Below are 26,398 nucleotides of genomic sequence, written 5' to 3'. Positions count from 1 at the left end.
TGTTTCTTGCGCATACCCCCCCTTTAAAATGCCGAGATGACTCCTCCGACCCCTGAAGACGGTGGCAAAAAGCCGTCGTCGGCGCCCGCAAAAGCGCCTGCAAAAACGGCTGCAACCGCTCCCGTCGCACCCAGTAATTTCCTGCGCCACGTGATCGAGAACGACCTCGAAAACGGCACCTATGCACAACGCCAGTGGGGTGGGTCGCCCGGCGACGCCGCGCATCACAAGGCGGGCATGCATGACCCCGCCAAAGTGCGCATGCGCTTCCCGCCCGAGCCCAACGGCTACCTGCACCTGGGCCACGCCAAAAGCATCTGGCTCAACTTCGAAATGGCGAAGGAATACGGCGGCGTGTGCCACCTCCGCTTCGACGATACCAACCCTGAAAAAGAAGAGCAGGAGTATGTCGACTCGATCCGTAATGCGGTCGAATGGCTCGGCTATGAAACCTTGTTGGCCGACGGACTGGCGGGGCCGGGCTTATCGAATGCAGCCGGCGCGCCCGGCACGATGCAGCCGCACGAGTACTTTGCCAGTAACTACTTCGACTTCATGTACCGGGCAGCCGAGTACCTGATCGAAGCCGGATTCGCCTACGTCGACGAGCAAACGCCCGATCAAATGCGCGCAAGCCGAGGCGACTTCAACACGCCCGGCACCGACAGCCCGTTTCGCACTCGCACGCCCGCGGAGAACCTTGCGCGCTTTCGCGAGATGCGCGACGGCAAGCTCGACGACGGCGCGGCCATCCTGCGCGCCAAGATCGACATGGCGAGCCCGAACATCAACATGCGCGACCCCGCGCTGTACCGCATTCGTCGCGCCACGCACCACAACACCGGCGACAAATGGTGCATCTACCCGATGTACACCTTCGCGCATCCCATCGAAGACGCGCTGGAGCAGATCACCCATTCCATCTGCACATTGGAATTCGAAGACCAGCGTCCGTTCTACGACTGGCTGCTCGACCGCCTCGCCGAAGGCGGGCTCATCGCCAGCCCGCACCCGCGCCAATACGAATTCGCGCGCCTCAACGTCACCCACGTCATCACCAGCAAACGCAAGCTGCGCCAACTGGTCGAAGAGGGCCACGTCGACGGCTGGGACGACCCGCGCATGCCTACGCTCGCCGGCCTGCGCCGCCGCGGCTATACGCCCGAAGCGCTGCGCCTATTCTGCGAACGAAGCGGCGTGACCAAGTCCGGCGGCTGGATCGACTACGCGAGCCTGGAGGCCGCCCTGCGCGACACGCTAGACCCCATCGCTTCGCGCGCCATGGCGGTGCTGGATCCGGTCAAGTTGGTCATCACCAATTGGGGCGAATTGATGGGCGGCCCGACCAAAGATGAAAGCGTTCTGGACGACTGCACCGCGCCCAACAACCCGCACAAGCCCGACGACGGCCTGCGCCACTTCAAGATCGGCCGCGAGGTGTGGATCGAACGCACGGACTACGAAGACGTCCAGCCCAAAGGCTTCTTCCGCCTGTTCCCCGGCAACAAGGTGCGGCTGAAATACGGCCACACGATCGAATGCGTCGGCGGCACGCGCGATGCGAGCGGCAAGTTGCTCGAAGTGCAAGCGCTGCTGGTGCGCGACACCAAGAGCGGCACGCCGGGCGCCGATGCGGTGAAGGTGAAGGGCAACATCACATGGGTGGCAGTGGCAGACGCGCTGCCAGCGGAGGTGCGTTTGTATGAGCGGCTGTTCGCGGCAGAGAAGCCGGGGAGCGGGGAGTTGATGGACGAGCTGAACAAGAACAGTTTGGTGACTGCCGCTGCATTCGTCGAGCCTTCATTGGCCGGGGCTGCGGAAGGCGGGGCGGGGTTTCAGTTCGAGCGGCACGGGTACTTCGTGGTGGATGCGAAGGCGGCGGCTGAGGGTGGGCGCGTTTTCAATCGGGCTGCGGGGATGCGGGACGGGTGGGCTAGATAGTTCGTCCTGCGGTGGAGGTGTCAGGATTTTTGTGTTCGAGGCGGGTTGGATTGATTCGCTCTCGGGTAATTCTCTAATGCCTTCAGGCCCTGTCAGGCCCCTGTCAGGCCGCCGGAGGCACCCCGGCCCTGCTGGCCACGTGAGACTGCGTCCTTCCAGCTGGCGTAGTCCAGCGAGTTGCAGGTCAGGTGCACGATGCATGGTTGCACGCGCGGTCTGATCCCTGTCGTCAAACTATGCCTCGAACTCAAATTCAGGACGAGCTCCAAAGCGCAAAAGCGTGAGCCGCTCCACAATCGATTCCCTTTCCACAAAGCGCCACCATGATGAAACTCTACTATCACCCCTCGCCGAACCCCGCCAAAGTAGCGCTGTTCCTTGAGGAAGCCGGTCTCGAGTACGAACTTGTGCCTGTTGACACTCGCAAGGGCGACCAGCACCTGCCGGCTTTTACCGCGATCAACCCGAACGCCAAGACTCCGGCGCTTGTCGACGGGGATGCGGTTGTCTTCGACAGCAACGCCATTCTTCTCTACCTCGCCGAAAAGACCGGCCAGTTTCTTCCCGAGAACACGCCGGCTGCGCGCGCGGAAATGCTCTCGTGGCTGATGTTCGTGGCCACCGGCATCGGTCCCTACTCGGGACAGGCAGTGCACTTCAAGCACTTCGCACCCGAGCCCAAAGTCTACGCGTTGAACCGCTACGATTTCGAGGCGTGGCGTCATTGGAAGATCGTGGACGCGCGTCTCGCTGATCGTCACTGGATGCTCGGCGACCGCTACACGGTGGTGGACATGGCCGTATGGGGCTGGGCGCGCGCCGTGCCGTTCGTGCTCGGCGGCGAAGCGTGGCAGGAGCTCCCCAACGTGAAGCGCCTTCTCGATGAAGTCAACGCGCGTCCAGCAGCGCAGCGCGCCGAGGCGTTGAAGGCCAAGCACGCCTACAAGGCCGAAATGGACGAAGGCGCCAAGCAGGCGATGTTTCCGCAGAACGCTCGCCTCGCCACGGAAGGGGCGGCGTGACCGTTTTGCCGTACCGGCGCGCACTGATCGTTGGCGCCGGTCCCGGTCTCGGCGCCAGCCTGGCGCGAGCCTTTGCAGGCGAGTGCGGAATGCGCGTCGCGGTCGCAGCGCGCCGGCGCGAGCCACTCGAAGCGATTGCCTCCGAGACCGGCGCAGCGCCGATCGTGGCCGATGCAAGTGACGGAGCCGCCGTCGACGCGCTGTTCGATGCGGCCGAACTGGCGCTTGGTGGCGCGCCCGACGTCGTCGTTTACAACGCGAGCCAGCGCGTTCGGGGATCGTTTGTCGAGGTCGATGCCCAAGCAGTCGCGCGCGCGGTCGACGTCACAGCGATCGCCGCCTTTCGCGTCGCCCAGCAAGCCGTGCGCCGGATGTTGCCGGATCGACACGGGGCGGTGTTATTCACCGGTGCTTCTGCTGGGATCAAGGGGTTCGCGCAATCGGCCGCGTTCGCGATGGGCAAGTTTGCGTTGCGTGGCCTCGCGCAGAGCATGGCGCGGGAGCTGGCGCCGCAGGGCATCCACATCGCTCATGTCGTCGTCGACGGCGCAATCCGTCCCGTCGGTGTACCGAACAACGGCCAAGACTCGCTCCTCGACCCCGACGCGATTGCTGCCACCTACGTGCACCTGCTTGCGCAACCGCGCAGCGTCTGGTCCTGGGAGATCGAGGTGCGTCCTTGGGTCGAGCACTTCTGAGCCGCGTGCCGCGCTCAGACGACGATAACCGGATACGGCCACCTGGTGCCGCCGCAGCGGCATAAGCGGTTCGACGGCCGATGCTGATTTAGTTGCCTCTCGCGCACGCATCATGCGCGCCACAGAATCTCGCTTGCAAGTCCGCGCGTGCGCCGCCGAGACTTGAATCAAGCAGTCCGCCGCGTCAACAGCAGCAGCCCGCCCATCAAGGTAAACAATCCACCACACACGCGATTGGCCCAGCGTAGCGGCCCGCTCCGGCGCAGCAGTGGGGCCAGACGCGACACGCTGAGCGCACAGGTCGTGAGCACCGTGAACTCGAAGACCATGAAGGTCAGCGCAAGGATCGCGAACTGCGGCGCCATCGGCGCAGACGGGTTCAAAAATTGCGGGAAAAACGCCGCGAAGAACAGCACGGCCTTGGGGTTGCTCGCGCCGACCAGCAAGCCCTGCAGGTAGAACGACCGGCGCGGCACGCTGGCCGCGTCCTTGTCGACGCTCAGCACCGACGCGTCGCTCCGGAAGGTCTTGATGCCGAGCCAGACGAGGTAGGCCGCGCCGATGAGCTTGGCCGTCGTGAAGGCGGTTTCCGATGCGGCCAGCAGCGCGCCCAGGCCGGCTGCCGAGAGCAGCATGACCACCAGCACGGCTGTCACCGACCCTGCCACGGAAGTCATCGCGCGCCGCGTGCCATGGTTCAGCGCGTTGGTCATGCACATGAGCATGGTGGGGCCGGGGGTTGCGATGAGCAGCGCGACCGCTGCGACATACAGGAGGTAAGTGGAGAGCGTCATGGGCCAAAGTATGCGGGAGCCGGGTCGATGTCTGGCGCTGCGAACCGCCTCCGGCAATCCCGCGGCGTTACGCCCAGGTGACGCTAAAAAGTCATGCGCATGCGATCCTCGAGGGCTTTGCCACCGCCAGCGCACTCATCGCTCTGTTCCAACGGGCTTTCGACTTGACACCGACGCGGTTCGATACTTTGCGCCTGCCGCTGACAGCGCGGCGCGGTGACGACGATCAACATCGAACACCGTTGCTTAGCTCCACCAGTCCATGAAAGCCTTCCTCCGTCTCTACTCCGTCGTCCATGCGCTCATGGCGTTGCTCTTTGCCGGCGCCAGCATCGCGCTCATGGTCATCGCAGCGCACAACGGCTGGATGGCCATGACCGGCGGCGTCGACACGACTGCGGGCGAAGCGGTGATCGAGGCGATCGGCCTGCTGGCCGCTGCGGTGGTGGCGCTTCAGATTTCGCAGACCATCACGGAGGAAGAGGTCATTCGCGACGCGCACATCGGCGCACCGACACGCGTGCGGCGCTTCCTCTCGCGCTTCATGGTGGTGATCGTGGTCGCCATCGCAGTCGAGGCACTGGTCGCCACCTTCAAGTCGCGCGAGAAGCCCGAGCTCATGCTCCACGCCGCCGCGATGTTCTGTGCGGTGGGGATCGTGCTGGCTGGCTGGGGCGTGTTCATTCGGCTCAATCGCTATGCTGAAGAATTGGAGCCGGAAGCGATGGCGGAGGCGAAGAAAGAGGACGCGAAGCTCGAGTAGCCCTCGCGAAGCCGATGGTGCCTTGGCTTGCCGTCTATCGGATCTCCGCAATGCCCGTCCCGGCCGTGATGTAGGCGCCCTGCTCCACCTTGAGCGCGATGCGACCCGCGCGATGTGCAGCCACCTGCATCTCCATCTTCATGGCCTCCATCGACGCGATGGGGTCGCCTGCAGCGACGGTGTCTCCATCGGCGACTTTCCAAGATTGAAGCGTGCCGGTGATCGGCGCGGCCACCGTCGCGGGGTCGATCTCTGTGGCGATGGCGTGCGCTTCTGCCGCCGAATTCCCGCCGCTGGAAGAACCCGACTGCAGGCCACGCAGCAACTCGGCCGGCAACCCGAGCGCCATGCGCCGGCCATCGATCTCGATGGCGGTACGAGTCAATGGCGCCTCTGACACGCCAGGCTCGGAGCGCACTGCCGCCGCGAGCGTGTTGGCGAAGTCGGTCTCGATCCAGCGCGTGTGCACCTTGAATTCGTCCGCCGAGGTGAAGTCCCCGTGCGCCATGACCGCGCGGTGGAACGGCAGGACCGATGCTACGCCTTCGATGCGAAATTCCTTCAGCGCCCGCCGTGCGCGTGCAATGGCTTGCGCACGCGTGGCGCCGGTGACGATGAGCTTGGCCATCAACGAATCGAAGGTGCCGGGCACCATCGATCCCGACACCACGCCGCTGTCGACGCGCACGCCCGGACCTGAAGGCGCATCGAACACACGCACCGCACCCGGCGCCGGCAGGAAGCCACGACCGACGTCCTCCGCGTTGATGCGGAATTCGAAGGCATGGCCGCGCGACACAGGCGTTTCGGTGATCGACAACGGCAGGCCATCGGCCACGCGCAATTGCTCGACCACGAGATCGATGCCCGACGTCTCTTCAGTGACCGGGTGCTCGACCTGCAACCGCGTGTTCACTTCGAGGAACGAGATCGTGCCCGACGGACTCAGCAAAAACTCCACCGTGCCGGCGCCAACATAGCCCGCCTTCGCACAGATGTCCCGTGCCGACGCATGGATGCGCTCGCGTTGCGTATCGGTGAGGAACGGCGCGGGCGCCTCCTCGACCAACTTCTGGTTGCGGCGTTGCAGCGAGCAATCGCGCGTGCCGAGCACCACGACGCGACCGTGCGTGTCGGCGATGACTTGCGCCTCGATATGGCGCGGGCGATCGAGGAACTGCTCGACGAAACACTCGCCACGACCGAAGGCGGTGATGGCTTCGCGCACCGCGGATTCGAAGCAATCGGCGACCTCGTCCATGCGCCATGCCACCTTGAGCCCACGACCGCCACCACCGAAGGCGGCCTTTATCGCGATCGGCAAGCCATGCTGCTCGGCAAAGGCGACGACCTCCTGCGCGTTGTTCACCGGGCCCGGCGTTCCGGCGACCAGCGGTGCGCCGACTTCGAGCGCGATCTTGCGTGCCTGCACCTTGTCGCCGAGCGCGTCGATGGCTTCCGGCGGTGGGCCGATCCAGATCAACCCCGCGCCAATCACGGCGCGTGCGAAGCCCGCGTTCTCCGACAGAAAGCCGTAGCCGGGATGCAACGCGTCGGCACCCGACCGTGCCGCCACGGCCAGCAGCTTCTCGATGTGCAGATAGGTGTCGGCGGGCCGCTGGCCGTCGAGTCCGTAGGCTTCATCGGCCATGCGCGCATGCAGCGCGTCGAGGTCGGCGTCGGCATAGACCGCCACCGATTTCACGCCGTAGTCGGCACAGGCACGCACGATGCGCACGGCGATCTCGCCACGGTTGGCAATGAGGACTTTTTTCATGGCGTGATGTCGATTTCGAAAGCTTGAATCGGGTTGAAGCGCACGCGAGCTCCGATGGGGATTTGCCCTGCGCGGTCGAGATGATGGGTGGCGACGGCGCCGATGACCGGATAGCCACCGGTGAGCGGATGGTCGGCCAGGAACAGCACAGGCTGTCCGCTCGGCGGCACCTGGATGGCGCCGAGCGCAGTGCCTTCGCTCGGGAGTTCGGCCGGGTTCGAACGCGTCAGCGACTGCGCGCCCGCAAGACGCAAGCCGACGCGGTTGGACTGCGGTGTGACGGTCCAGGTCTGGCTTGCCAGCAGCGCGACCGCCTCGGGCGTGAACCAGTCGGTGCGCGGACCCATCACCACGTCGAGCGTGACGACCTCGTGTGTCGTAGGCAAGTCGTGCGGCGGCTGCTCGGGGGCACCGACGATGGCGCCGACCGTCGAGCGGTGGATCGGCAGCGTGTCGCCTGCGGCGACAGGTGCAGGGCCGACGTTGGCCAGCGTGTCGGTGGACCGACTGCCGAGCACCGGCGCGGCCGTGAAGCCGCCGCGCACTGCAAGGTAGCTGCGAATGCCTGCGCGCGGTTCGCCGAGCACGACGCTGTCGCCATCCGAAAGTGCGATGGCCTGGTAACCCGAAGCTGCGAGCCGCAGACCGCTCGCGGTCGTCACTTCGATTGGTGCCTCGGCGCCGGTGAACGCCACGACAGCGTCGCCATGGCACACCGCATGAAAGCCGCCGTAGACGATCTCCACGCAAGCCGCATCGCTGGCATTGCCGACGAGTCGGTTCGCCGCGCGCAAGGCGCCCTGGTCCATCGCACCCGAGGCCGACACGCCCTGCCCTGCCTGGCCGTGACGGCCCAGGTCCTGAAACAGTGCCTGCAGGCCGGTGCTGCGGATTTCGAGTGACGAACCTTCGTGTGCTGCGACCGGCGCTGCTGGCGATGCCGTTGATGTTGTTGTGGCTGTCGATGGCCCGGCAACCAGGGCTGGCGGCGCCAGCGCAACGGCAGCCCGTTGCGTCACATCGACGAAGCGCACGCGAAAGCCAGGCTGCAACAACGCTGGCACGTCGCGCGACAGATCCCACATCGGTGTTGCCGTCACGCCGATGATCTGCCAGCCACCGGGGCTGGCCTGCGGATAGACACCGCTGAACTGCCCCGCGAGCCCAACCGCGCCGGCCGGGATGCGCGTGCGCGGCGTGGTGCGGCGCGGCACGTCGAGGCCAGGATCACCGCCGCTCAGATAAGCGAAGCCGGGTGCGAAGCCGGTGAACGCCACCGTGTACTCGCTGCCAGTATGGCGCCGGATGACCTCCTCCCGCGTAATACCGAGCATCTGCGCGACCTCGTCGAGATCCTCGCCGCTGTAGCTGACCGGAATCTCGATCAACGTTGCCATGCGCTCGACGGTCGCGTCCAGGCTGCGTGCGCCGATCGCAGCGACCAGCGCCGCGCGCGACACCATCGACGGGCGATAGCGAACCAGCAACGTGCGCGCCGCCGGCACCAGCTCTTCGATGCCACGGAGGGGCTCGGACTGCAGCGAGGCCAGCAGGGCCAGCGTCTGCGGCAGATCGTCGAGCTCGACCAGCAGCGCATCCAGGTTGACGGGCAGAAAACGCATCGTCGATCGCTTGATCGACGCCTTCATCGATCGGCCTCGACGAATGACCGGATCACCACGCCGGAGCGCTCCAGCAGCGCCCTCACTTCGCGCGCCATCTCCACCGCGCCGGGACTGTCGCCGTGCACGCAGACCGAGTCCGCCTCGATGCGCACGGTACTGCCGTCGATGGCCGTCACGACGCCTTCGATCGCCAGCGTCAACATGCGTGCCGCAACCTCGTGCGGATCGTGCAGCACCGCGCCTTTTTCACGCCGCGACACCAGTGCGCCGTCAGGCATGTACGCGCGATCGGCGAAGGCCTCGGCGATGGTGCGCAAGCCGCTGGCACGGGCCCATCCGATCAACGGCGAGCCGGCCAGCGCGACGAGACAGAGCGATGAATCGATCGCGCGGATGGCAGCGATCACGTCGCGCGCCTGCCGTTCGTCGTGCGCGATGGTGTTGTAGAGCGCGCCGTGCGGCTTGACGTAGCGCACCGTCGTGCCGGCCGCTGTCGCCATGCCCTTCAGCGCACCGATCTGGTAGATCACATCGGCCTGCAGGTCGGCGCTCGCCACGTCCATGTTGCGGCGGCCGAAGCCGGCGAGATCCGGGTACGCCACATGCGCGCCGACCGCCACGCCTCGCTCCTTCGCGCGTTTCAGCGTCTGCAGGATGCCGGCCGCATCGCCTGCATGAAAACCGCATGCCACGTTGGCACTGCTCACGATGCCGAGCATCGCATCGTCGTCGCCCATGCGCCAGGCACCGAGGCTTTCGCCGAGGTCGCTGTTCAGGTCCATCTGCATACCGAACTCAGCGGAACATGAGGAAGTACAACAGGAAGACGTTGCACGCCAGCAGCGTGAGCGCCGTGGGTACCTGCGCGCGAATCACCGCGTTCTTGTCCGGCAACTCCAGCAGCGCGGCGGGCACGATGTTGAAGTTGGCTGCCATCGGCGTGAGCAAGGTGCCGCAATAGCCCGAGAGCATGCCGATCGCGGCCATTACCGCCGGGTTGCCGTGGTAGACGCCGACCAGGATCGGCACGCCGACGCCGCCTGCCATCACGGGGAAGGCCGCGAAGCCGTTGCCCATGATCACCGTGAAGAGCGCCATACCGATCACGTAGACCGCCACCGCGAAGAAGCGCACGTCCATGTTGATGTAGGTGGTGGTGATGTGCGCGACGGCCTTGCCTACACCAGCGTCGGCGAACACGAGCCCCAGCATGCCCAGCATCTGCGGTAGCACCAGCGCCCAGCCGAGCGCATCGGTCAGGCGGCGCGATTCACGGATGCCCTGCATGGGCGTTTCGTGTGTGAGCTTGCAGGCCAAAGCCAACGCGACGATGCAACCGACACCCAGGCTCACCAGCGTGGTGTTCTTCGGGTCGAGCAGTGGCACGCCGCCAAAGATCAGGTGGCTCGCGGAGAGCGTGCCGATCATGGTGACCACGGGAATCGCCAACGCCGGAATGAAGAGCTTGTTGCCGAGGCGTTTGGCGCTCTCCAGATATTGCGCTGGCGTGCGCGCCGCGTGATGGCCGATGCCCACACCGCCGAAGGCCGCGATCAGCGCCATGACGATGACGCCGACGCCGACCCACACCGGCGGAATGAAATCGCCGATGAGGAACACCAGCGCATAGAGCGCCCAGAAGAACGCGCTGGAGTAGCGCTTGGAATGATGCTTGTCCATCAGCGTCATCACGGCCGTGATGGCCAGGATGATGCCGACGAGGTCGTAGAGGTGGGTGATGGTGAGCGTCATGATCAGGCTCCCTTCACCGCGGCAGTGGCAGTGGCAGTGGCAGTGTCCGCGAGACTGGCCGTGACGTTGTCAGGGCCGACGTCCGATGGCGTCTGCCCACTCATCTCCTTGTTCAGCCACTTGTCGAGCCGCCGCAGGCGCCAGGCGTGGATCACGAAGGCGCACACGGCGGTCGGGATGCCCCACAGCGCCACATGGATCGGCTCGATTTCGATGCCCAATTCGCGCAGGATGGTGGTCATCAGCACGATGGCGCCAAAGGCCACGAAGATGTCTTCGCCAAAGAACAGGCCAACGTTGTCCGTCGCCGCCGAGAAGGCTCGCAACTTGTGGCGGACGCGATCGGGCAGCGCACCGAAACGGGCTTCGGCTGCACCTTCGGCCATCGGCGCGAGCAACGGCCGCACCATTTGCGGATGGCCGCCGAGGCTGGTGAGGCCGACGGCTGCGGTCAGCTGACGCGCCGCCAGGTAGACGATCAACAAGCGGCCCGAGGTGGCCGACTTGATGCCGCTGATCCAGCGCTGCGCGTGCTGCCGCAGCCCGTGCCGCTCGAGCAAACCGATGACCGCGAGCGGCAGCAGGATGATCAGCGGCAGGTTACGCGTCTTGATGAACCCGGTGCCGATGGTGGCGAGGATCTTGTCGACCGGAAAGTTCGCGGCAAAGGCGGTGACGATAGCCGTGACGATCACGACCAGCATCGGGTTGAAGCGCAGGATGAACCCCACGATGATGACGGCGACCCCGAGCAGGGGCCAGAGATTGATAGCAGTGGGCACGGCGGATACTCCTGAAAGTGATCGTGGGTGACTCAAGCACCCGGATGTTTGAATGAGTCAGTAGCTATTGATTGTTCAACAATTACAGAAGAATCGTTTGCAAGTTGCGTGCCAATTCCTAGGGAATAACCCGACACTCGTTGAGCAATTGAACGCAGATGTGGCAACTCATCTGCTAAAACGCGGGGAATATGAGCCTGCCCGCTTCACCTTCCCCCGCGGTCCGGACGCTGAGCGAACGCATGGCTGAAGAGCTCCGTCAGCGCATCACCCGGGGCGAGTTTTCACCCGGCCAACGGCTCTCGGAGCAGACGTTGAGCGACAGTCTCGGCATTTCGCGCAACACGTTGCGTGAGGTTTTTCGCATGCTGACCAAGGATGGCCTGGTCAAGCACTCTCCGAACCGCGGCGTGTTCGTGGCGATTCCGAGCATTGCGTCGATCATCGACATCTATCGCGTGCGGCGCCTTATCGAATGCCAGGCGCTGGGCCAGGCCTACCCTCGGCATCCGGCCAAGAAGAAGATGCGCGAGGCCGTCGAAACCGCACTGCGCTGCCGCGCCGACAGCGACTGGCTCGGCGCGGGTACCGCCAACATGGCATTCCACATGGCCATCGTGGAGCTGGCCGACAGCGAGCGCCTCAACTTGCTCTTCGCGCAAGTGCTGGCCGAGTTGCGGCTGGCCTTCGGTTTGCTGCAAGACCCGGAGTTCCTGCACGCGCCGTATGTCGACATGAACATTAATATCCTCGCACTGGCCGAGAGCGGCGAATTCGCCCGCGCCGCTGCAGCGCTCAACGACTACCTGGTGCACTCCGAACGCATCGTGCTCGCGGTGTATGCGCGGCACATCAGCGATTCCGGCTGGGGCATTTGAGGCCGCGGCTATGCTGCCGCTCAATGTCTCCGCCTGTGTCGATGCCCCGCCTCATCTGCTTCAACAAGCCCTACGGCGTCCTCAGCCAATTCACCGCTGAAGGTCGCTGGCGAGGCCTGAAAGACTTCATCGACATCCCCGGCGTCTATGTGGCGGGCCGGCTCGATGCCGACAGCGAAGGGCTGTTGCTGCTCACCAACGACGGCCAGTTGCAGGCGCGCATCGCCGATCCGCGTTTCAAGATGGAGAAGACCTATTGGGTGCAGGTCGAAGGCGTGCCGACGGAGGCCACGCTGGCATCACTGCGCGCGGGTGTGCATTTGAACGACGGCATCACCCGCCCGGCCCGTGCGCGCCTGCTCGACCCGGCACCCGACGTGTGGGACCGGCAACCGCCGATCCGCGTCCGACAGGCGATTCCGACCGCATGGATCGAGCTGGCGATCAGCGAGGGCCGCAACCGGCAGGTGCGGCGCATGACGGCGGCCGTGGGCTTGCCGACACTGCGGCTGATTCGCGCCGCGATCGGGCCGTACACGCTCGACGGTCTTGCACCGGGAAGCATGAAGACGGCCGCTGTCGCTGTGTGAGCGTCCGCGCGCGAGTCGCTCAGCGCTCGCCCAGGAACGCACCGTCGACCGGCTTTTTCATCCACTTGATGATGTCGCTTCCCAGCGTGTACGCCACGCTTCCGACCATGCTGCAGGTCGAGCGCGGCACGCCGAAGTAAATGAACATCTGACGCCGCGCAGTGAACTGCGTGGGTGCCACGCCCGGACGTTCGAGCGTGCCGTGGATGTCGACAATCTTGGGGCCGCCATAGATGCCGCCCGCGTTCGCCAGCAGGTCGGTGATTTCGATCTTCAACACCGGTGCCGCCTCGGCGCCTGCGGTCGCTGCAGGCAACAGATACAAGAGCGGTTCTTCGAGCTGGTCTTGCACGTTCTGGCGCAGCAACGCGGGCACGTCGCAGTTGTCGTCCGACTTCAAGATTTTTACGCCCTTGGGTGTGCTGCCATAGGTGATGCGTGGCATGACGATGCTGTTGCTCGCAGTGGCCGATGGTGGCGGCGGCTCCGGCGCGACCGGTCCGCGTGAGCCGCAAGCGACGAGCAATCCGGCGGTGGCCAGTGCAGCAGCCAGCACGGTAAGCGCGCGCGCGGCGCGGCCAACATTCTTCGAATGGATCAATCTGAACTCCCTGATTTTGTAAGCCGCGTTCAAGACGAAGCGGCCCGGTTGTCATGGCGCCAAGCTGCCCGTTCGACGTCGCAGCCTTCGCTTGGCCGCGTGCAGTGTGACTTTGATGGCGGTTCGGTAGCGCATGCGCTGGGCATACTCCGGACAAGAGGCGGTGGCTAGACTGGCGGCATGCCTTCACATCACACTTTTGTATTGCATCGGCGCTCGGCCATGCTCGGCGCGCTGGGGCTGGTTGCCCTGCCTGCCATTGCGGCGGTTACGGTCCGTAGTGCCGTCGCAGGGACGAAGGTGCCTCATTCGCCCTCGCAAACCACACCATCGGCTGCAGATGTCTGGCCCAGCGCATCGCAGGTGCCGGGTGGCGTCGCGCGTCTGTCGCTCGGCCCGGCCGCCACGCGACCTCGGGCGACGACGACCAGCGACGTGCCCTTGCTGGTGCTAGGCGATCCGATCGAATGGACGGCGATGGTCGGCATTCCGTTGGCCGCTTTACCCGGCGAAGGTCGCATCACGGTGCAAGTCAAAGACGATGCAGCGACGCGCGACATCCTCTACGCCATCGCGCCCAAGCAATATCGCGAGCAACGCCTCAATGTTGCCCCCGGCACGGTCGATCTCTCGCCCGCCGACCAGGCCCGCTACGAGCGCGAACGCCATCGTCTGGCAATCGTCATGGCGACCTTCACCGAGCCCTTGCCGCAAGCGCAGTCGTTGCACATGCGCGTGCCGGTGCCGGGGCGTCGCTCCAGTTCGTTCGGACTGCGCCGCGTCTTCAACGGACAGTCGCGCAATCCGCACAGCGGCATGGACATCGCCGCGGGCACCGGCACGCCGGTGCTGACGCCGATGCCGGGTCGCGTCATCGACACTGGCGACTACTTCTTCAACGGCAATACGGTCTGGCTCGACCATGGCGGCGGTCTGCTCACGATGTATTGCCATCTCAGCGCGATCGACGTGAAGCCCGGTGACGTGCTGAAAACCAGTGAGCGCTTTGCAGCCGTCGGAGCAACCGGCCGCGTGACCGGGCCGCATCTGCATTGGTCGGTGATGCTCAACCGCGCGATGGTCGACCCGGCGCTGTTCGTGTCGGCGCCGGCCGCCAAGCTTTAATCCGCATTTTCGTGAACTGGTTCGCGTGCGGTTTCGCTACGTTTTTGCTAGCGACTTCCAAGCGTGCGCATTGCGCTGTAAGCAGTTTTGCCTCATAAAGTCGGCGCGCCTCCATATTTACGAAAGCACCGCCGGTCATGACAACGCAAATTACAGACGATCGCGCCAGCCCCGCCGCCCCGGTCATTCGTGCCCGCACGGGCAACGCGCTATTGGGAACCGGCCTGATGACGTTGGTTGCCGGCGTCGTGCTGCTGACCGTGATTCCGGCCCTGGTGCATGGCTCCATCGCCGAGCGCGTTGAACAGGCGCTGCGCCCGGCGGGTTGGGCCGCCTTGATTTTGGGTGCGGTGTTGTTGGGTTTGCACTACACGATGCGGCGCGGCAATGCGGCAGCGGAATGGGGTGGCTACAGCGAAGAGGCGCCGAAAGACGGTGGCGGCCGGTTGATGGACTCGTCATCGACATTCAAGCGAGAGCCCGTCCTCGAGTTCGAGGAGACCTATCCTGCGCCCTCCCCATCCCTTTCGACGACCGAGGCGCTGTACGCGCTGCGCATGCCCGCCGCAACGCCATTCCAGCACCGTGAGCAGGCTTGGAGCCCACGGGTGCTGGCCACCATGCAATGGCAGCGCTTCGAGGCTTTGTCCGAAGCCTTCTTTGCGCAGGTCGGCTTTGCGACGCATGCCAAGTCGCACGGCGAGCAAGGCGGCGTCCACCTCTGGCTTCAATCGAAACGCATGGACGCGCCGCGCATCGTCCAGTGCAAGCATCGGCCCTCTAAGCCAGTCGGCCTAAAAGACCTGCGCGACTTCTTCGGCGTGATGAGGGCAAACCAGCTCAAGCACGGCAGCTACGTCACCAGCTCGACCTTCACGCCCGATGCGCTGGCCTTTGCCAAGGAGCACGGCATTCAGGCGCAAGACGGCGCGGCGCTGCTGAAGCTGATCGCCCTTCGCACGCCGGAGCAGCAGGCGGCGTTGCTCGCGGTGGCATACGGCGACACGCCGGTTTGACCTAGGCGGATCAACGCGGCGGCGGCTCTGCTGTGATCCAGGCTATGAGCGCCAGCAGCGCGACCTGAATCGGCAGCCGCAAGATCAGCGCCCAGTACGGAATCGACTGAAACAAATCCGGCCGTTGCAGCATGTAGAAGTGCGCTGGCGTCACCGCAAGAGTCAGCAGAAAAAGCCCCATGCCGGCAGCACGACGCGTCGGTTGCCAGAGCAAGCCGGCGGCTCCAAGCAGTTCGAAGACGCCGCTGATCAACACCGCAGCGCGCGGCCATGGAATGTACGGCGGCACGATGCGCATCTCTGTGTCGGTCGCGACGAAGTGCGCGATGCCGCCGAGCGCAAACCAGAGGAAAACGAAGGCCACGCCGGCCCAGCGCGCGCGAGTCATTCGCTTCAGGTCGATCGCTTCAGGAAATCGGCTTGGTCAGGTACACCGCTTCACGCCCGATGATCGGCGCGCGCGTCGGCATGAACACAGTGCAGTTGTCGCAAGGCGAGCGGATTTCGATGGCATCGCCATCGGTCGCGATGAGCTCGCCTTTGGCAAAGGTCTCGAAGCCGATGAGCGGCCGCGTGAAAGCGAAATGGTCGGTCATGACCATGCGCGTTTCGAGCAGTTCGAAGCGCCGCTGCGCATCAAGCAAGGCCGCCGGTCCCGAACGCTCGACAACGCCGAAATACGCGAGGAACCGCGCCGTCACTTCAACCGCGACATCCGCCGTCTTTTGCATGAAATGCTGGCCGCATTCCGCGACCATCGCAGCGCCGGGCGCGTCCGCGCCGGCATGCAAGCCATGCTGGATCAACGGCGTGCCGGAGCCTAAGCCGTTGGGCATGACGAGGTGAACCGAGGGCAGTCCGATGGCGAGCGCGGTATCGGCGTTGCGGGCGAAGTCGGGATACACCCAGAACGGCACGACGTCCTGGCTGGTCGAATGGATGTCGAGGATGTGATCGGCAGCCGCGACCACCGGCCGCAGTGCGCGGGCCCGACGAAGCTCGGGGCTGTCTTCGGTGCCGCCCAGCAATTCGTCGGACCAGATGCGGTTGAGGTTATGGACGATCTGCCGGTTCTCGTACGGCTTCGACGGATCGAAAGCGTTGTAGGCCTCGACATGGGCAAAGCTGAGTGTGAGCGTGCCGATCTTCGGACGCACGCCCGCGTCGAGCAGTTGCTTCACCGCGACCATGCCGCAAATCTCATTGCCATGCGTAAGCGCATTGACGAGCACGTGCGGGCCGGGCTTGCCCGATTCAAAACGGTGCACGTAGTCGACGCCCGTGTTGCCTTGGCGGTAGGCGGAGAGATCGCCTTGGATCACTTCGATGGGCGGCTCGACCGATGGTTGTGTTGTGGTTGTCATGACGCCAAGTTTGCCCAAGTTCGCCGAAGTCCGCTGACACTCCGCACCGTCACGATTGCATGTAATGATTGCCTGTCATACGCAGAGTCCACCAGAGCCCAGGAGCACCCATGACACACCATGCAACCATTCAAGGCCATGTGACCTATACCCCCGGCGACGGCGTGCCGTTGACGATTCCCGAGGGCCTGGTCGAAGTGGACCTGGCCGCCGACAGTGCAACCATCAGCTGGGACGCAGGCGACAACACCGCTGGCCTTACCGCCATTCCGCGCGACGAGTACGACCGCTACGTGCGCGAGGGAAAGATCAAGCTTAAAGAGTGACAAGCGTCAGCGCACTGCACCGGGCACGGGTGATCGGCCCTGCCCTTTTTCATAAAAATAACGGAGACAACCGAACATGAAAAAACACCGGCGTCTTGCTGCCGTTCAAAACTGGAAGTAGATGAACTCGCGGCGGCCAAACACGCCGAACAGCAAGATCACATAGGTCAGTGCCACGCCGAGCACGATCGACATGCGCGGCCCGACCAGCTGGTCGATGTCCTGGTAACGGTCTTTGCTCACGACCCATTCGACAATGAAGGTGAAGGGAATGAACAGGGCCGCCAGCAAGATCTCGAAGCTCGCGAAGCCCAGTACCTTGAACGTGCCGTAGTCGAGTGCGGTGAGGTGCTGAAAGCCCTTGAGCATGGTCCACGCATCGCCGAGTGTGGCCGAGCGAAAAAAGACCCAGCCGACCAGCACCACGACCATGGTCGCAGCCCAGCCGAAAGCACCACGGGCAAAGCGCGCTGCGATGCCTGCGCCGCCGACGGTGTCGAGCCCCTTCCAGCGAACGATGCGTTCGACCACCAGCCCCATGCCGTGCAGCAGGCCCCAGACCGCGAAGCACCACGACGCACCGTGCCAGATGCCGCTGATGACGAAAACGATGAGCACGTTGCGCAGCGTATTCGAGTGCGTGCCGCGGCTGCCGCCCAGCGGCTTGTAGAGATAGTCGCGGAACCAGGTCGAGAGCGAGATGTGCCAGCGGCCCCAGAACTCCGACAGCGAGCGGGAAAAATACGGCTGCCTGAAATTGATCATCAGATCGAAGTCGAACAGCTTGGCCACGCCGCGGGCGATGGTCGAGTAGCCTGAAAAATCGCAATAGATCTGGATCGCGAACAGTACTGTCGCCAGCAGCGTGTAGCTGCCCGAATAGTTGCTCGGGTCGCTGTAGATCGAATTGACGAATGGCGCGATTTGATCGGCCACGCACATCTTCTTGAACAGGCCCCAGCCGATGAGCCACATCGCCGGCGAGACGTTCTCTGCCTTGAAATAGTGGCGCGCCTTGAACTGCGCAAGCATGTGGCTGGCCCGCTCGATCGGTCCTGCCACCAGTTGCGGAAAGAACGCGACGTACTGTGCGTAGGTCAGCAAATTTCGCTCTGCCGGCGTGCGCTTGAAGTAGACGTCGAGCGTGTAGCCGACCGACTGGAACGTGTAGAAAGAAATACCCACCGGCAACACGAACTGCACCATGTTCCAGTGACCGCCAACGCCGGCGGAATGTGCCACCGCCTCTGCGTTTGCAACCAGGAACCTGCCGTACTTCAGCACGATGAGAATGCCGAAGTTGAGCACGAGCGCCGTCACCACCGCGAGCTTGCGCACATGCGGCTTGCCGCTGTTGGCCATGACCAGTGCAGTCGAAAAATCGACCAGTGTCGTGAACAGCAACAGCAGCACGAACTTCGGCTCCCAGCTCATGTAGAACACATAGCTGGCGACCAGCAAAATCCACGGCCGGTAGCGGAACGGGCTCGAAAAATAGACGAGCAGGAAGATGCCGAAAAATCCGAAGAACTCGAAGGAATTGAACAGCATTACTTCAACTCCCCAGCGTCCTTGAGAAATGCGGCGAGACGCTTCGTGTAGGCCTCGGCACCGCCCGAATTCATATGGACCGGGTCGGAAAAGGACGGCGGCGGATACAGCCAGTAGTTGGGCCCGCGCTCGGCAACGTACGGCGACTGCGACACCACTTTGGCGGCGCTGCTGCCGCTGTTCTCAGCGGGTGCGTACTCACCGGTGCGCGCAGACCACGGAACGAGCACCACCTTGAATTCGTATTGTTTTGCAAGCGCCAGCAAGGTGGCGTAGTCGTCGCCCGAGGGGGCCAGTGCGCGCACCGGCGTGGCCTGTGCGTTGTCCGAGGCCAATGCAAAGTCATCTGGTAACTGCCCATTCGGATAGCGGCTCTGCCCGCTGATGAAGTACCAGCCCCGGTTCTTTTCCACCGAGTCGATCTCGCCCTTGATGCGCATCCACTCGACCCCGACGCCGGTGTGAAGCGACTGAAAAACGAACAGCGTCAGGTCGCGGAAGAAGCGCCGAAACGGGATCAGCGTCATCAGGATGCGGTTGTCGTCCTTAAGCAGCGGCAATGCCTTGGAAGCGGCATCGGGAGGCGCCCAGGGCAACTGCAGCAGCAGGTGCGTCGGGCGATTGCCGCTCGCCAGGATCGACCGCAAGACCGGCAGGAACTGCGACTCGCCCGGCAAGCCGAAGTTGTACGAGCGCACGTCGCCGGAGAAGGCGGCATCGAAGACGTCGGGCTTGAAGCTGCTGAGCGTCTTGCTGTTGCCCATCGCGATCACGCGGTACTTCTCCTGGCCCGAAAAAAGCGCTTGTTTGGAGAGCTTGTCGTACTTTTCTTCCAGAACCAGATCGGAGCCGGCCTGTACGTATCGCAGCTTCTGATGGGCGAAGTCGAGTGCCACCCAAACCACTGCGAACAAACAGACGAAAAGGAGCACGCTCCGGAGCAGACGGCGCAACGACTGAGGACTGTCGGATGGCATTTTTCAAAAGACGGTGAAGATCAGCAAGTGTATCCAAAAGTAAACACTGCCGATCGCCACACTCACCGCCTCGAAGCCGGTTTGCCGCGACCTTGCGTGACTTAAACCCGCTGAGTGAGCTCGGCGATATCAACCACGCTGGACTTGCGGGGCCGTAGCGCAACGGCCGCTCAGGTCAACTCGATTCGGAAGGCACGTCGGCCTCGGGCGCACCCCCTGCACCGCCACGCTTGTTTCCTCGCGCGGCCTTTTTCATCTGGCGTTCGGCATCGAGTTGCTGCCCGGCCGCCAGCCATTGCGCGAACTCTTCGGGTGTTTCCAGCGTGATGCGACCGAAGTTGCCGGCACGGAATTCATGCATCACGATCTCCGACGCCTTCTGCAAATTGACGCGCCCTTTGCCCAAAATGGCGCCGCGTTTCCGCGCGATGGCTTCCAGCAAATCTTCGTCCTTCATGGCCGCGATATCGTGCGCGGTCATGTCGAGCTTGAAGCGCGTCGCGACGGCCGCTGGATAGTGCGTCTTCAGGTAGGCCAGCAGTTCGAGCGCGACCTCTTCGTCGTCGAAGGCATTGCGGCCGATGGCGCCGCTGGCGGCCAGGTTGTAGCCGCTCTTGGCCACAATGATGCGCGGCCACAGCATGCCGGGCGTGTCGTACAGATAGAAATCGTCGGTCAGCGTGATGCGCTGTTCCAGCTTGGTGATGCCGGCTTCGTCGCCGGTCTTGGCCTTCTTGCTGCCGGTGAGCGTGTTGATGAGGGTCGACTTGCCGACGTTCGGAATGCCGCAGATCAGCACGCGCATCGGCTTGGCGAGACCACCGCGATTCGGCGCCAGTTCATGACATGCCTTGACCAGTTGCTGTGCCGGCGTGCTCTGGCTCGCATCGAGGCCGATCGCGCGCGTGGCCGGTTGCGCGTTGAAGTGCGCGAGCCATTGCGCCGTGCGTGCCGGGTCGGCCAGGTCCTGCTTGTTGAGAACCTTGAGCGTGGGCCGCGACGACGTGAGCTGCGACAGCATCGGGTTGGCGCTGGAAGCAGGCAAGCGTGCATCGAGCAACTCGATGACGACATCGGTGTCCTTGACGCGTTCGGCAATGGCCTTTTGCGTCAAATGCATATGGCCGGGAAACCACTGAATGGCCATGGGGACTAACTTCTTTCTCGGTGCGCAGTGCGCCCGTTGCGTGAATCTGAAGTGACCAATTGTGATGTGCCCCGAGACCTACATTCGCCTTTCCCATTTTGGGAGCACAGTGGGGGTTCGCATATTCGCGTGCACTCAGAGAGACACAAACATGCAAATTCAGGTCAATACAAGCAATGGCGTCGAAAACAAGGAAACGCTGGAACGCTGGGCCGACGCCGAAATCAGGCAGCACCTCAGCCGTTTCGCAGAAGACGTGCTGCGGGTCGAGATCCACCTGAGCGACGAGAACCATGGCAAGGCCGGGGCCGACGACAAGTGCTGCGTCATGGAGGCCCGTCTGGCCCACCACCAGCCGCTGGCGGTCACGCAGCATGGCCACACCATGGATGAGGCGTTCCGCGGCGCTACCGGCAAGCTCAAGCGCCTGCTCGACAGCACGTTGGGCCGCCTGAACAGCCACCGCGATCACGACTCCATCCGTAAGGACGATAGCCTGATACCGGATTAACTCAGCGTGCGCTCAACGCGCGGCGGCGGCTAGCGCTTTGCCGACTTCGTTGCTGCCCTGTGCCGACCCGCTTTGCGGCACGATCTCGCCGGCGCGGTCGGTGACTTCGGCGAGGCGTGCGGCCAACTGCTCCGGCGCATCGCCACCAATGCCGATGAAGGCACCCGCGGTGAGCGTGATGTGGGCAGCTTCGAAGGTACCCGCACCGGCACACAAAATCGTCCGCGTCGGCGCATCCTGCGCCGAGAGCACCAACATCGCCGGCACCACTGCTTCAGGCTTGAGCGCATCCAGCACTTCTTTCGACATCAGGCCCTCTGTCATGCGCGTGGCCGCCGTCGGCGCCAGGCAGTTCACGCGGATGTCATTCTTTGCGCCTTCGATGCTCAGCGTCTGCATCAGGCCGACGAGCGCCATCTTGGCTGCGCCGTAGTTGCTCTGGCCGAAGTTGCCATAGAGGCCGGAAGACGAAGTCGTCATCACGATACGGCCGTATTTCTGCGCGTTCATGATGGCCCACACCGCCTTGCTGCAATGCACTGCGCCCATCAGGTGAACGTCGACCACCAGTTCGAAATCCGAGATCTCCATCTTGCTGAAGCTCTTGTCGCGCAGGATGCCGGCGTTATTGACAAGGATGTCGACGCGGCCCCAGGCGTCCATCGTCTGTTGCACCATTGCCTGTACCGCCTCGAAATCGGTCACCGAGGCGCCATTGGCGATGGCCTCGCCACCCGCAGCCTTGATTTCGTCGACCACCCGCTGCGCCGCACTGGTCGATCCACCCGCCCCGTCGAGCGCACCGCCGAGGTCGTTGACGAGCACTTTGGCGCCGCGCTGCGCCAGCGCCAACGCGTGCTGACGACCAAGGCCGCCGCCCGCGCCCGTCACGATCGCGACGCGGCCCCCGAAGTCGATCTTGCCAGTCTTGTCTATGGTGTTGCTGATGTTGCTCATGCGTAGCGTTCCGTTGTCGATAACGGAAGCAGTTTTACCGCAAGAGATACCACTGCACGACGCACCGTCGTGACACGACACGACTTCTGCTCGGCTTAGGGCGAGCTAACGCCGCGTGGCGCCAAGCCGTTCGCAGTACTCGACCAACTCGTCGATCTCCGCGGACTTGTCGAAGAACGCATCGGCACCCAGGGCCTTGGCCCGCGCACGCATCGCTGGCGTCGCATAGTTCGTCAGCACCACGACCTTTTGGTCCAACGACCTGCCGCGGCAAGCTCCGACGACCTCCAAACCGTTTCCCTGCTCGAGAAACAGATCGATGATCGCGATGTCCCACTGGTCGTGATGCGACTTCAGCCAAGCAACCGCTTCGTCTTCACTGCTGGCATGGGCAACGACTTCAGCGTGAGCGATGTCTTCGAGAAACCCGACGAGGTTGTCCCGGATCACCGGGCTGTCTTCGACCAGGTAGGTCTTGAAAGTCATGGGATCGTCAGGTAGCGGCTGTGTGTGGAACGAATGCTGGAGCACGATTGCATCATGCGTGCGTCTCGCACCACGAAGGTGAGCCATGCAGGCCAATGCGAGTAGGTCGGCACCTACCACGCACCTTCATGGACTGTGCGGTTGTTCCGCTCAGGCCGTCATGGCCGTCCGCCCACGCAACCCCAGGCGCGCCGGCGAAACGTACTGCTCGCGATAGATTTCGAACGGCAAGGTGTCGGCTGCCTCTATGCGTTTTTGCTCCTCGATCGAAGTCTGCGTCATGCGCTCGAAGGTCGCTTGCTGCTCCGCTGTCCACGGCGAGGCGAGCAACGCAACGCGCGTCGATTCGGACTGCGCCCTGATAAAGCCGGTGAACGAATCGGCGTGCGATGCCTTCATCGCGGCCAGCACGCGTGCCGACGGCAGACTGCCGGAATTCCGAAAGGCATCGGCGGCCGCATGCACGGCGTCGCTATGCAACGTGTCGCCGTGCACCGCATCGAGCGCGGCTGCGATCGGCAGGCACTCCACCACCAGCTCCGCGCCCCACTCCACCAAAGGCACTTCGCGGCCACCACGCTGCAGGGTGAGTCCCGGCTCGCGGCCGCGCGCCGCTGTCAGATGCTGGTTGTGCGCAAGCTCGGCAATTTCTTGCGGCGTGTCGTCGGGGCTGTTGCTCAAAAGGCAATGCAGAAGGAATACGTCGATGAAGCGCATGGTCTGCGCGTTGATGCCGACCGGCTCGAACGGATCGAGGTCCATAAGTCGCACCTCGACGTACTCGACGCCGCGCTCGCGCAACGCATGCAGCGGACGCTCGCCGGGGTAGATCACCCGTTTGGGCCGGATGGTGCCGTAGAACTCGTTCTCGATCTGCAGCAGGCTGGTCGCGAGCTGGTTGTAGTCGCCGCCCAGGTTCTGGATGCCGATGGCTTGGTAAGCCGGCCACGGACGCGTCAACGCGTCTTGCAGCGAGGCGCCATAACCGTCGAGGCTGTTGTAGCTCACCGCCAGCGAGGCCTGTGCATCGCTCTGGTAGCCGAGCCGGCCCATGCGCAACGACGTGCCGTGCGGCATGTGCACGCTTCCCTCGCCCAGCGGCTGAAGCTCGTGCGGCCGGCCGGCGACGAAGCTGCTGCACAGTGCCGGTGACGCGCCGAAAAGGTACAGAAGCAAGAACGCATGGCGCCTGAAGTTTCGGATCAGCCCGAAGTACTGGTCGCTACCGACACCCGGCAGAGACCAGTTGTAGTGAATGCCGGAAATAGTCTGCATGCGCCGGCCGTAGCGATGGCTCAGCCCCATGCGGTAGACGCTCTTGGCGCGCCCGACGTTCGACGAGCCGTAACGCCCGATCGGAATCGTCTCGTCAGTCGGCAAACCGCACGGCATGCTCGACACCCACAGCCGCTCGTCGCCAGCGGCATCGAGCACGCGGTAAGTGAATTGGTGAACGCGGGTCAGTTCGTCGAGCGCCGCGTCGACATCGCCATGCACGCCGGTGATGAGTTCGACCTGCGATTCGCTGAAATCCGTGGTGATGTGCGGGTGCGTGAGCGCAGAACCCAATGCCAACGGATGCGGCGTCAAAGCCAGCGCGCCGTCGGCCGCAGAACGCAAGCTTTCTTTCTCGATGCCGCGGCGCATGCCCTTCAGGCGCCCCGGCGAAAGCGAAGCCAAACGCTTCTGCAATGTGCTGCTCATATAGTTATGCCCCTCAATCTTGGGGCTGGAAGGTAGCACGGTCAGGCCGTCGCTGCTGGCTGGGGGCCATGGCGTTTCAGGTAGAAAGTGCTGCTTGTCCGGGTAACAGGGTCATGGGGCGGCTCCCGTGTCTTCCTCGTCCTGCAGCACGCGCAGCAGGAATGCGTTGATATCGGCGATCTCCTCGATGCAGACCGAATGTTCCATCGGGTAGCTGTGCCACTCGACCTCGTATCCCATGGCGGTGAGTGCGTTCCGGGACTCGATGGCGCGCGCCATCGGCACCACACCGTCGCGCGTGCCATGGCCCATGAAAACGGGCGTGTCGTGGTTGGCGGCCTGTCGCTCAGCGGCGGTGGTCGAGGCGATCGGCAGGTAGCCAGACAGGCCGACGATGCCGGCCAGCCGCTCGCCGTGGCGCAGGCCGGTCATGAGCGCCATGGCACAGCCTTGCGAAAAGCCGGCGACGACGATGCGATCGGCCGGAATACCACGGGATTTTTCGTGCGCGATCAGCGCCTCGATGGCGATGCGCGAGCGCCGCAAGCCGGCTTCGTCTTCACGCGACCCGAGATCGGCCACGGCGATGTCGTACCACGCCGGCATGGCATAGCCGCCGTTGATAGTGACCGGGATGACCGGCGCGTTGGGAAAGACGAAGCGCACCGCACCGACGGCCGACAGGTCGAGCTCGTTGACGATCGACACGAAGTCGTTGCCGTCGGCGCCGAGTCCGTGCATGAGGATGACAGTGGCGACCGGATGGGGCGCGGTCTCGATTTCGACCGGGGGGCGTGGGGGGGCGGATGACATGGCGAGACGATATCGCATTCAGGCGCCGTCGGACGGCAGGTTCGCTGACGACGCGCGCGGCCGATCCCGAGGATGATCGTCGCTCGAAAGGACAACCCGTGAGCCATTCCCACATCGCAGCCGCACCCGACGATTCGCTGCTCGTCAAAGTCAAGTTCGCTGGCGTCGTGCTGGTCTGTGGCGATTGCGAAGAACGCAGCAACGGACCATCGAAGTTCAAAGCCAGGTCGGCACGCAAGGAGCTCAAGCGCGGCTTGGTGCAGTCGCCTGTGCGCCTGCGCATCGTGGAGTCGACCTGCCTCGGGCTGTGCCCGAAGAAAGCCATTGCGGCCACGGCAGTGGCGCCGGGGCACAAGTTGCTTGCGGCCGAGCTGTGCGACGAAGAAGACGCCCAAGCCTTTGGAGCCACCATCGCATCACACTTCGGGAAATGACCCGTTCCCGCCTTTCGCCACAACCTCTCCCAGTCCTCTATTCATTTCGCCGCTGCCCGTACGCGATGCGGGCACGGCTCGCACTGCTGGCATGTGGTGAACGATGCGAGTTGCGCGAGGTTTTGCTGCGCGACAAGCCGGCCGATATGCTCGCCGCCTCACCCAAAGGCACTGTGCCGGTGCTGACACTCGACGACGGCACGGTGATCGACCAGAGCCTGGACATCATGCTGTGGACGCTCAGTCGCAACGACCCCGGCGGTTGGCTGCGGCCGTCTCACGGCACGCTCGACGATGCACTTGCGCTCATTGCCGAATGCGACGGGGATTTCAAGGCGCAACTCGATCGCTACAAATACCCGGCCCGCTACGACGCGGCGGAGGGCTTGGCCGATGGCGCGGCGCATCGCGATCGCACCATGCCGTTCCTTGACCACCTCGAAGACCGCCTTACTCGCGCACCTAATCTGGGGGGCGACAACGCGAGCCTGGCGGATGCGGCGCTCATGCCGTTCGTGCGGCAGTTCGCGGCGGTCGATCCGATATGGTTCGGTTCGCAGCCTCGCCCACGCCTTCGCGCATGGCTCGACGAATGGACCGGTTCCGCGCTGTTTATCCAGGCCATGCACCGCTATCCGCTCTGGACAGCCGGCACGACGGGCGAAGAGTTTCCACCGCGATAACCATTCGGTGCCCGCACGCAGCCAAAACATCGACGGAGGCGTCTTGTGGCCCCCGTCCACCAAAGGCGACAAACAGGCGGT

28 protein-coding genes are annotated in these 26,398 nt (G+C 64.0%); 12 read left to right on the top strand and 16 right to left on the bottom strand.

What is annotated here, in order from left to right:
- The first annotated feature begins 36 nt into the window (after nucleotides 1-36).
- The 3 genes from glnS (at nucleotide 37) to RCH10_RS13690 (ending at nucleotide 3,661) form a co-directional block, all read left to right on the top strand.
- Nucleotides 37-1,941: a glutamine--tRNA ligase gene (gene glnS / locus RCH10_RS13700; protein WP_409052784.1), complete on the top strand. Its 1,905-nt coding sequence runs from the start codon at nucleotides 37-39 to the stop codon at nucleotides 1,939-1,941.
- 323 nt (nucleotides 1,942-2,264) lie between these two features.
- Entirely contained in the window at nucleotides 2,265-2,963 is a 699-nt protein-coding gene (locus tag RCH10_RS13695; RefSeq protein WP_409052783.1) for a glutathione S-transferase family protein, read from the top strand.
- Nucleotides 2,960-3,661, top strand: coding sequence for an SDR family NAD(P)-dependent oxidoreductase (locus RCH10_RS13690; RefSeq protein WP_409052782.1), 702 nt, complete (start codon nucleotides 2,960-2,962; stop codon nucleotides 3,659-3,661). Before RCH10_RS13695 ends, RCH10_RS13690 begins: the two co-directional genes overlap by 4 nt.
- Nucleotides 3,662-3,828: 167 nt before the next feature.
- Here the strand turns inward: RCH10_RS13690 and RCH10_RS13685 are convergent, their stop codons facing one another.
- Complete coding sequence (locus RCH10_RS13685) at nucleotides 3,829-4,455, bottom strand: LysE family translocator (protein WP_409052781.1); 627 nt, start codon at nucleotides 4,453-4,455, stop codon at nucleotides 3,829-3,831.
- A gap of 262 nt (nucleotides 4,456-4,717) precedes the next feature.
- Between RCH10_RS13685 and RCH10_RS13680 the strand changes: the two genes are divergently transcribed.
- Entirely contained in the window at nucleotides 4,718-5,218 is a 501-nt protein-coding gene (locus tag RCH10_RS13680) for a hypothetical protein (RefSeq protein ID WP_323498829.1), read from the top strand.
- Between the two features lie 34 nt (nucleotides 5,219-5,252).
- Here RCH10_RS13680 and RCH10_RS13675 read toward each other — a convergent pair whose 3' ends face one another.
- Genes RCH10_RS13675 through RCH10_RS13655 form a run of 5 tightly spaced genes read right to left on the bottom strand, consistent with a single transcriptional unit; the run spans nucleotide 5,253 to nucleotide 11,154 of the window.
- Nucleotides 5,253-6,995 carry an acetyl/propionyl/methylcrotonyl-CoA carboxylase subunit alpha gene (locus RCH10_RS13675; protein WP_409052780.1) on the bottom strand — a complete coding sequence of 581 codons (1,743 nt, stop codon included), beginning with the start codon at nucleotides 6,993-6,995 and terminating at the stop codon, nucleotides 5,253-5,255.
- On the bottom strand, nucleotides 6,992-8,617 hold the full coding sequence (locus tag RCH10_RS13670) for a 5-oxoprolinase/urea amidolyase family protein (protein ID WP_409052865.1): 1,626 nt from the start codon (nucleotides 8,615-8,617) through the stop codon (nucleotides 6,992-6,994). The genes RCH10_RS13675 and RCH10_RS13670 overlap by 4 nt, the downstream gene beginning before the upstream one ends.
- A 23-nt stretch (nucleotides 8,618-8,640) precedes the next feature.
- Nucleotides 8,641-9,408, bottom strand: coding sequence for a LamB/YcsF family protein (locus RCH10_RS13665; RefSeq protein ID WP_409052779.1), 768 nt, complete (start codon nucleotides 9,406-9,408; stop codon nucleotides 8,641-8,643).
- A gap of 7 nt (nucleotides 9,409-9,415) precedes the next feature.
- On the bottom strand, nucleotides 9,416-10,372 hold the full coding sequence (locus RCH10_RS13660; protein WP_187051243.1) for a DUF979 domain-containing protein: 957 nt from the start codon (nucleotides 10,370-10,372) through the stop codon (nucleotides 9,416-9,418).
- Between the two features lie 2 nt (nucleotides 10,373-10,374).
- Nucleotides 10,375-11,154 carry a DUF969 domain-containing protein gene (locus RCH10_RS13655; RefSeq protein ID WP_409052778.1) on the bottom strand — a complete coding sequence of 260 codons (780 nt, stop codon included), beginning with the start codon at nucleotides 11,152-11,154 and terminating at the stop codon, nucleotides 10,375-10,377.
- Between the two features lie 242 nt (nucleotides 11,155-11,396).
- Between RCH10_RS13655 and RCH10_RS13650 the strand changes: the two genes are divergently transcribed.
- Both RCH10_RS13650 and RCH10_RS13645 read left to right on the top strand, forming a co-directional pair.
- Nucleotides 11,397-12,032 (top strand): GntR family transcriptional regulator, encoded by a 636-nt coding sequence (locus RCH10_RS13650; protein ID WP_409052777.1) that lies wholly within the window; start codon nucleotides 11,397-11,399, stop codon nucleotides 12,030-12,032.
- A 41-nt stretch (nucleotides 12,033-12,073) separates the two neighbouring features.
- On the top strand, nucleotides 12,074-12,622 hold the full coding sequence (locus RCH10_RS13645) for a pseudouridine synthase (RefSeq protein WP_409052776.1): 549 nt from the start codon (nucleotides 12,074-12,076) through the stop codon (nucleotides 12,620-12,622).
- 19 nt (nucleotides 12,623-12,641) lie between these two features.
- Here the strand turns inward: RCH10_RS13645 and RCH10_RS13640 are convergent, their stop codons facing one another.
- A complete protein-coding gene (locus tag RCH10_RS13640) occupies nucleotides 12,642-13,223 on the bottom strand; it encodes a hypothetical protein (RefSeq protein ID WP_409052775.1) in 582 nt (193 codons plus the stop codon).
- A 180-nt stretch (nucleotides 13,224-13,403) separates the two neighbouring features.
- Here RCH10_RS13640 and RCH10_RS13635 point away from each other — a divergent pair, with 180 nt between their 5' ends.
- Complete coding sequence (locus tag RCH10_RS13635) at nucleotides 13,404-14,348, top strand: peptidoglycan DD-metalloendopeptidase family protein (RefSeq protein WP_409052774.1); 945 nt, start codon at nucleotides 13,404-13,406, stop codon at nucleotides 14,346-14,348.
- Between the two features lie 137 nt (nucleotides 14,349-14,485).
- Nucleotides 14,486-15,364 carry a restriction endonuclease gene (locus RCH10_RS13630; RefSeq protein ID WP_409052773.1) on the top strand — a complete coding sequence of 293 codons (879 nt, stop codon included), beginning with the start codon at nucleotides 14,486-14,488 and terminating at the stop codon, nucleotides 15,362-15,364.
- A 10-nt stretch (nucleotides 15,365-15,374) separates the two neighbouring features.
- Here RCH10_RS13630 and RCH10_RS13625 read toward each other — a convergent pair whose 3' ends face one another.
- A complete protein-coding gene (locus tag RCH10_RS13625; RefSeq protein WP_409052772.1) occupies nucleotides 15,375-15,752 on the bottom strand; it encodes a hypothetical protein in 378 nt (125 codons plus the stop codon).
- Between the two features lie 19 nt (nucleotides 15,753-15,771).
- A complete protein-coding gene (locus RCH10_RS13620) occupies nucleotides 15,772-16,728 on the bottom strand; it encodes a succinylglutamate desuccinylase/aspartoacylase family protein (protein WP_409052771.1) in 957 nt (318 codons plus the stop codon).
- Between the two features lie 110 nt (nucleotides 16,729-16,838).
- On the opposite strand from RCH10_RS13620, the gene RCH10_RS13615 reads away from it, so the two are divergent.
- Entirely contained in the window at nucleotides 16,839-17,054 is a 216-nt protein-coding gene (locus tag RCH10_RS13615) for a hypothetical protein (RefSeq protein WP_187051235.1), read from the top strand.
- A gap of 105 nt (nucleotides 17,055-17,159) precedes the next feature.
- On the opposite strand, the gene RCH10_RS13610 is transcribed toward RCH10_RS13615, so the two are convergent.
- From RCH10_RS13610 to ylqF, 3 genes are all read right to left on the bottom strand, one after another.
- Entirely contained in the window at nucleotides 17,160-18,605 is a 1,446-nt protein-coding gene (locus tag RCH10_RS13610; RefSeq protein WP_409052770.1) for an MBOAT family O-acyltransferase, read from the bottom strand.
- Nucleotides 18,605-19,501, bottom strand: coding sequence for a hypothetical protein (locus RCH10_RS13605; protein ID WP_409052769.1), 897 nt, complete (start codon nucleotides 19,499-19,501; stop codon nucleotides 18,605-18,607). The genes RCH10_RS13610 and RCH10_RS13605 overlap by 1 nt, the downstream gene beginning before the upstream one ends.
- A 256-nt stretch (nucleotides 19,502-19,757) precedes the next feature.
- Nucleotides 19,758-20,729, bottom strand: coding sequence for a ribosome biogenesis GTPase YlqF (ylqF, locus tag RCH10_RS13600; protein ID WP_409052768.1), 972 nt, complete (start codon nucleotides 20,727-20,729; stop codon nucleotides 19,758-19,760).
- A gap of 151 nt (nucleotides 20,730-20,880) precedes the next feature.
- Here ylqF and RCH10_RS13595 point away from each other — a divergent pair, with 151 nt between their 5' ends.
- A complete protein-coding gene (locus RCH10_RS13595) occupies nucleotides 20,881-21,240 on the top strand; it encodes an HPF/RaiA family ribosome-associated protein (RefSeq protein ID WP_409052767.1) in 360 nt (119 codons plus the stop codon).
- A 12-nt stretch (nucleotides 21,241-21,252) separates the two neighbouring features.
- Here RCH10_RS13595 and RCH10_RS13590 read toward each other — a convergent pair whose 3' ends face one another.
- From RCH10_RS13590 to RCH10_RS13575, 4 genes are all read right to left on the bottom strand, one after another.
- The gene (locus RCH10_RS13590; protein WP_409052766.1) at nucleotides 21,253-22,197 is read right to left on the bottom strand and encodes an SDR family NAD(P)-dependent oxidoreductase; all 945 of its coding nucleotides are present in this window, start codon (nucleotides 22,195-22,197) and stop codon (nucleotides 21,253-21,255) included.
- Between the two features lie 105 nt (nucleotides 22,198-22,302).
- Nucleotides 22,303-22,683 carry a response regulator transcription factor gene (locus tag RCH10_RS13585; protein WP_323498811.1) on the bottom strand — a complete coding sequence of 127 codons (381 nt, stop codon included), beginning with the start codon at nucleotides 22,681-22,683 and terminating at the stop codon, nucleotides 22,303-22,305.
- Between the two features lie 150 nt (nucleotides 22,684-22,833).
- Nucleotides 22,834-24,387: a glutamate--cysteine ligase gene (gshA, locus tag RCH10_RS13580; RefSeq protein ID WP_409052765.1), complete on the bottom strand. Its 1,554-nt coding sequence runs from the start codon at nucleotides 24,385-24,387 to the stop codon at nucleotides 22,834-22,836.
- Nucleotides 24,388-24,498: 111 nt separating this feature from the next.
- Entirely contained in the window at nucleotides 24,499-25,200 is a 702-nt protein-coding gene (locus RCH10_RS13575; protein WP_409052764.1) for an alpha/beta hydrolase, read from the bottom strand.
- Nucleotides 25,201-25,298: 98 nt separating this feature from the next.
- Between RCH10_RS13575 and RCH10_RS13570 the strand changes: the two genes are divergently transcribed.
- The gene (locus RCH10_RS13570) at nucleotides 25,299-25,634 is read left to right on the top strand and encodes a hypothetical protein (RefSeq protein ID WP_409052763.1); all 336 of its coding nucleotides are present in this window, start codon (nucleotides 25,299-25,301) and stop codon (nucleotides 25,632-25,634) included.
- The gene (locus tag RCH10_RS13565) at nucleotides 25,631-26,317 is read left to right on the top strand and encodes a glutathione S-transferase (RefSeq protein WP_409052762.1); all 687 of its coding nucleotides are present in this window, start codon (nucleotides 25,631-25,633) and stop codon (nucleotides 26,315-26,317) included. The genes RCH10_RS13570 and RCH10_RS13565 overlap by 4 nt, the downstream gene beginning before the upstream one ends.
- Nucleotides 26,318-26,398: the final 81 nt, after the last annotated feature.

The sequence above is a fragment of the Variovorax sp. GrIS 2.14 genome, from assembly GCF_046115955.1.
Classification (GTDB): Bacteria; Pseudomonadota; Gammaproteobacteria; order Burkholderiales; family Burkholderiaceae_C; genus Variovorax.
This window is presented reverse-complemented; position numbering and strand designations above follow the sequence as displayed.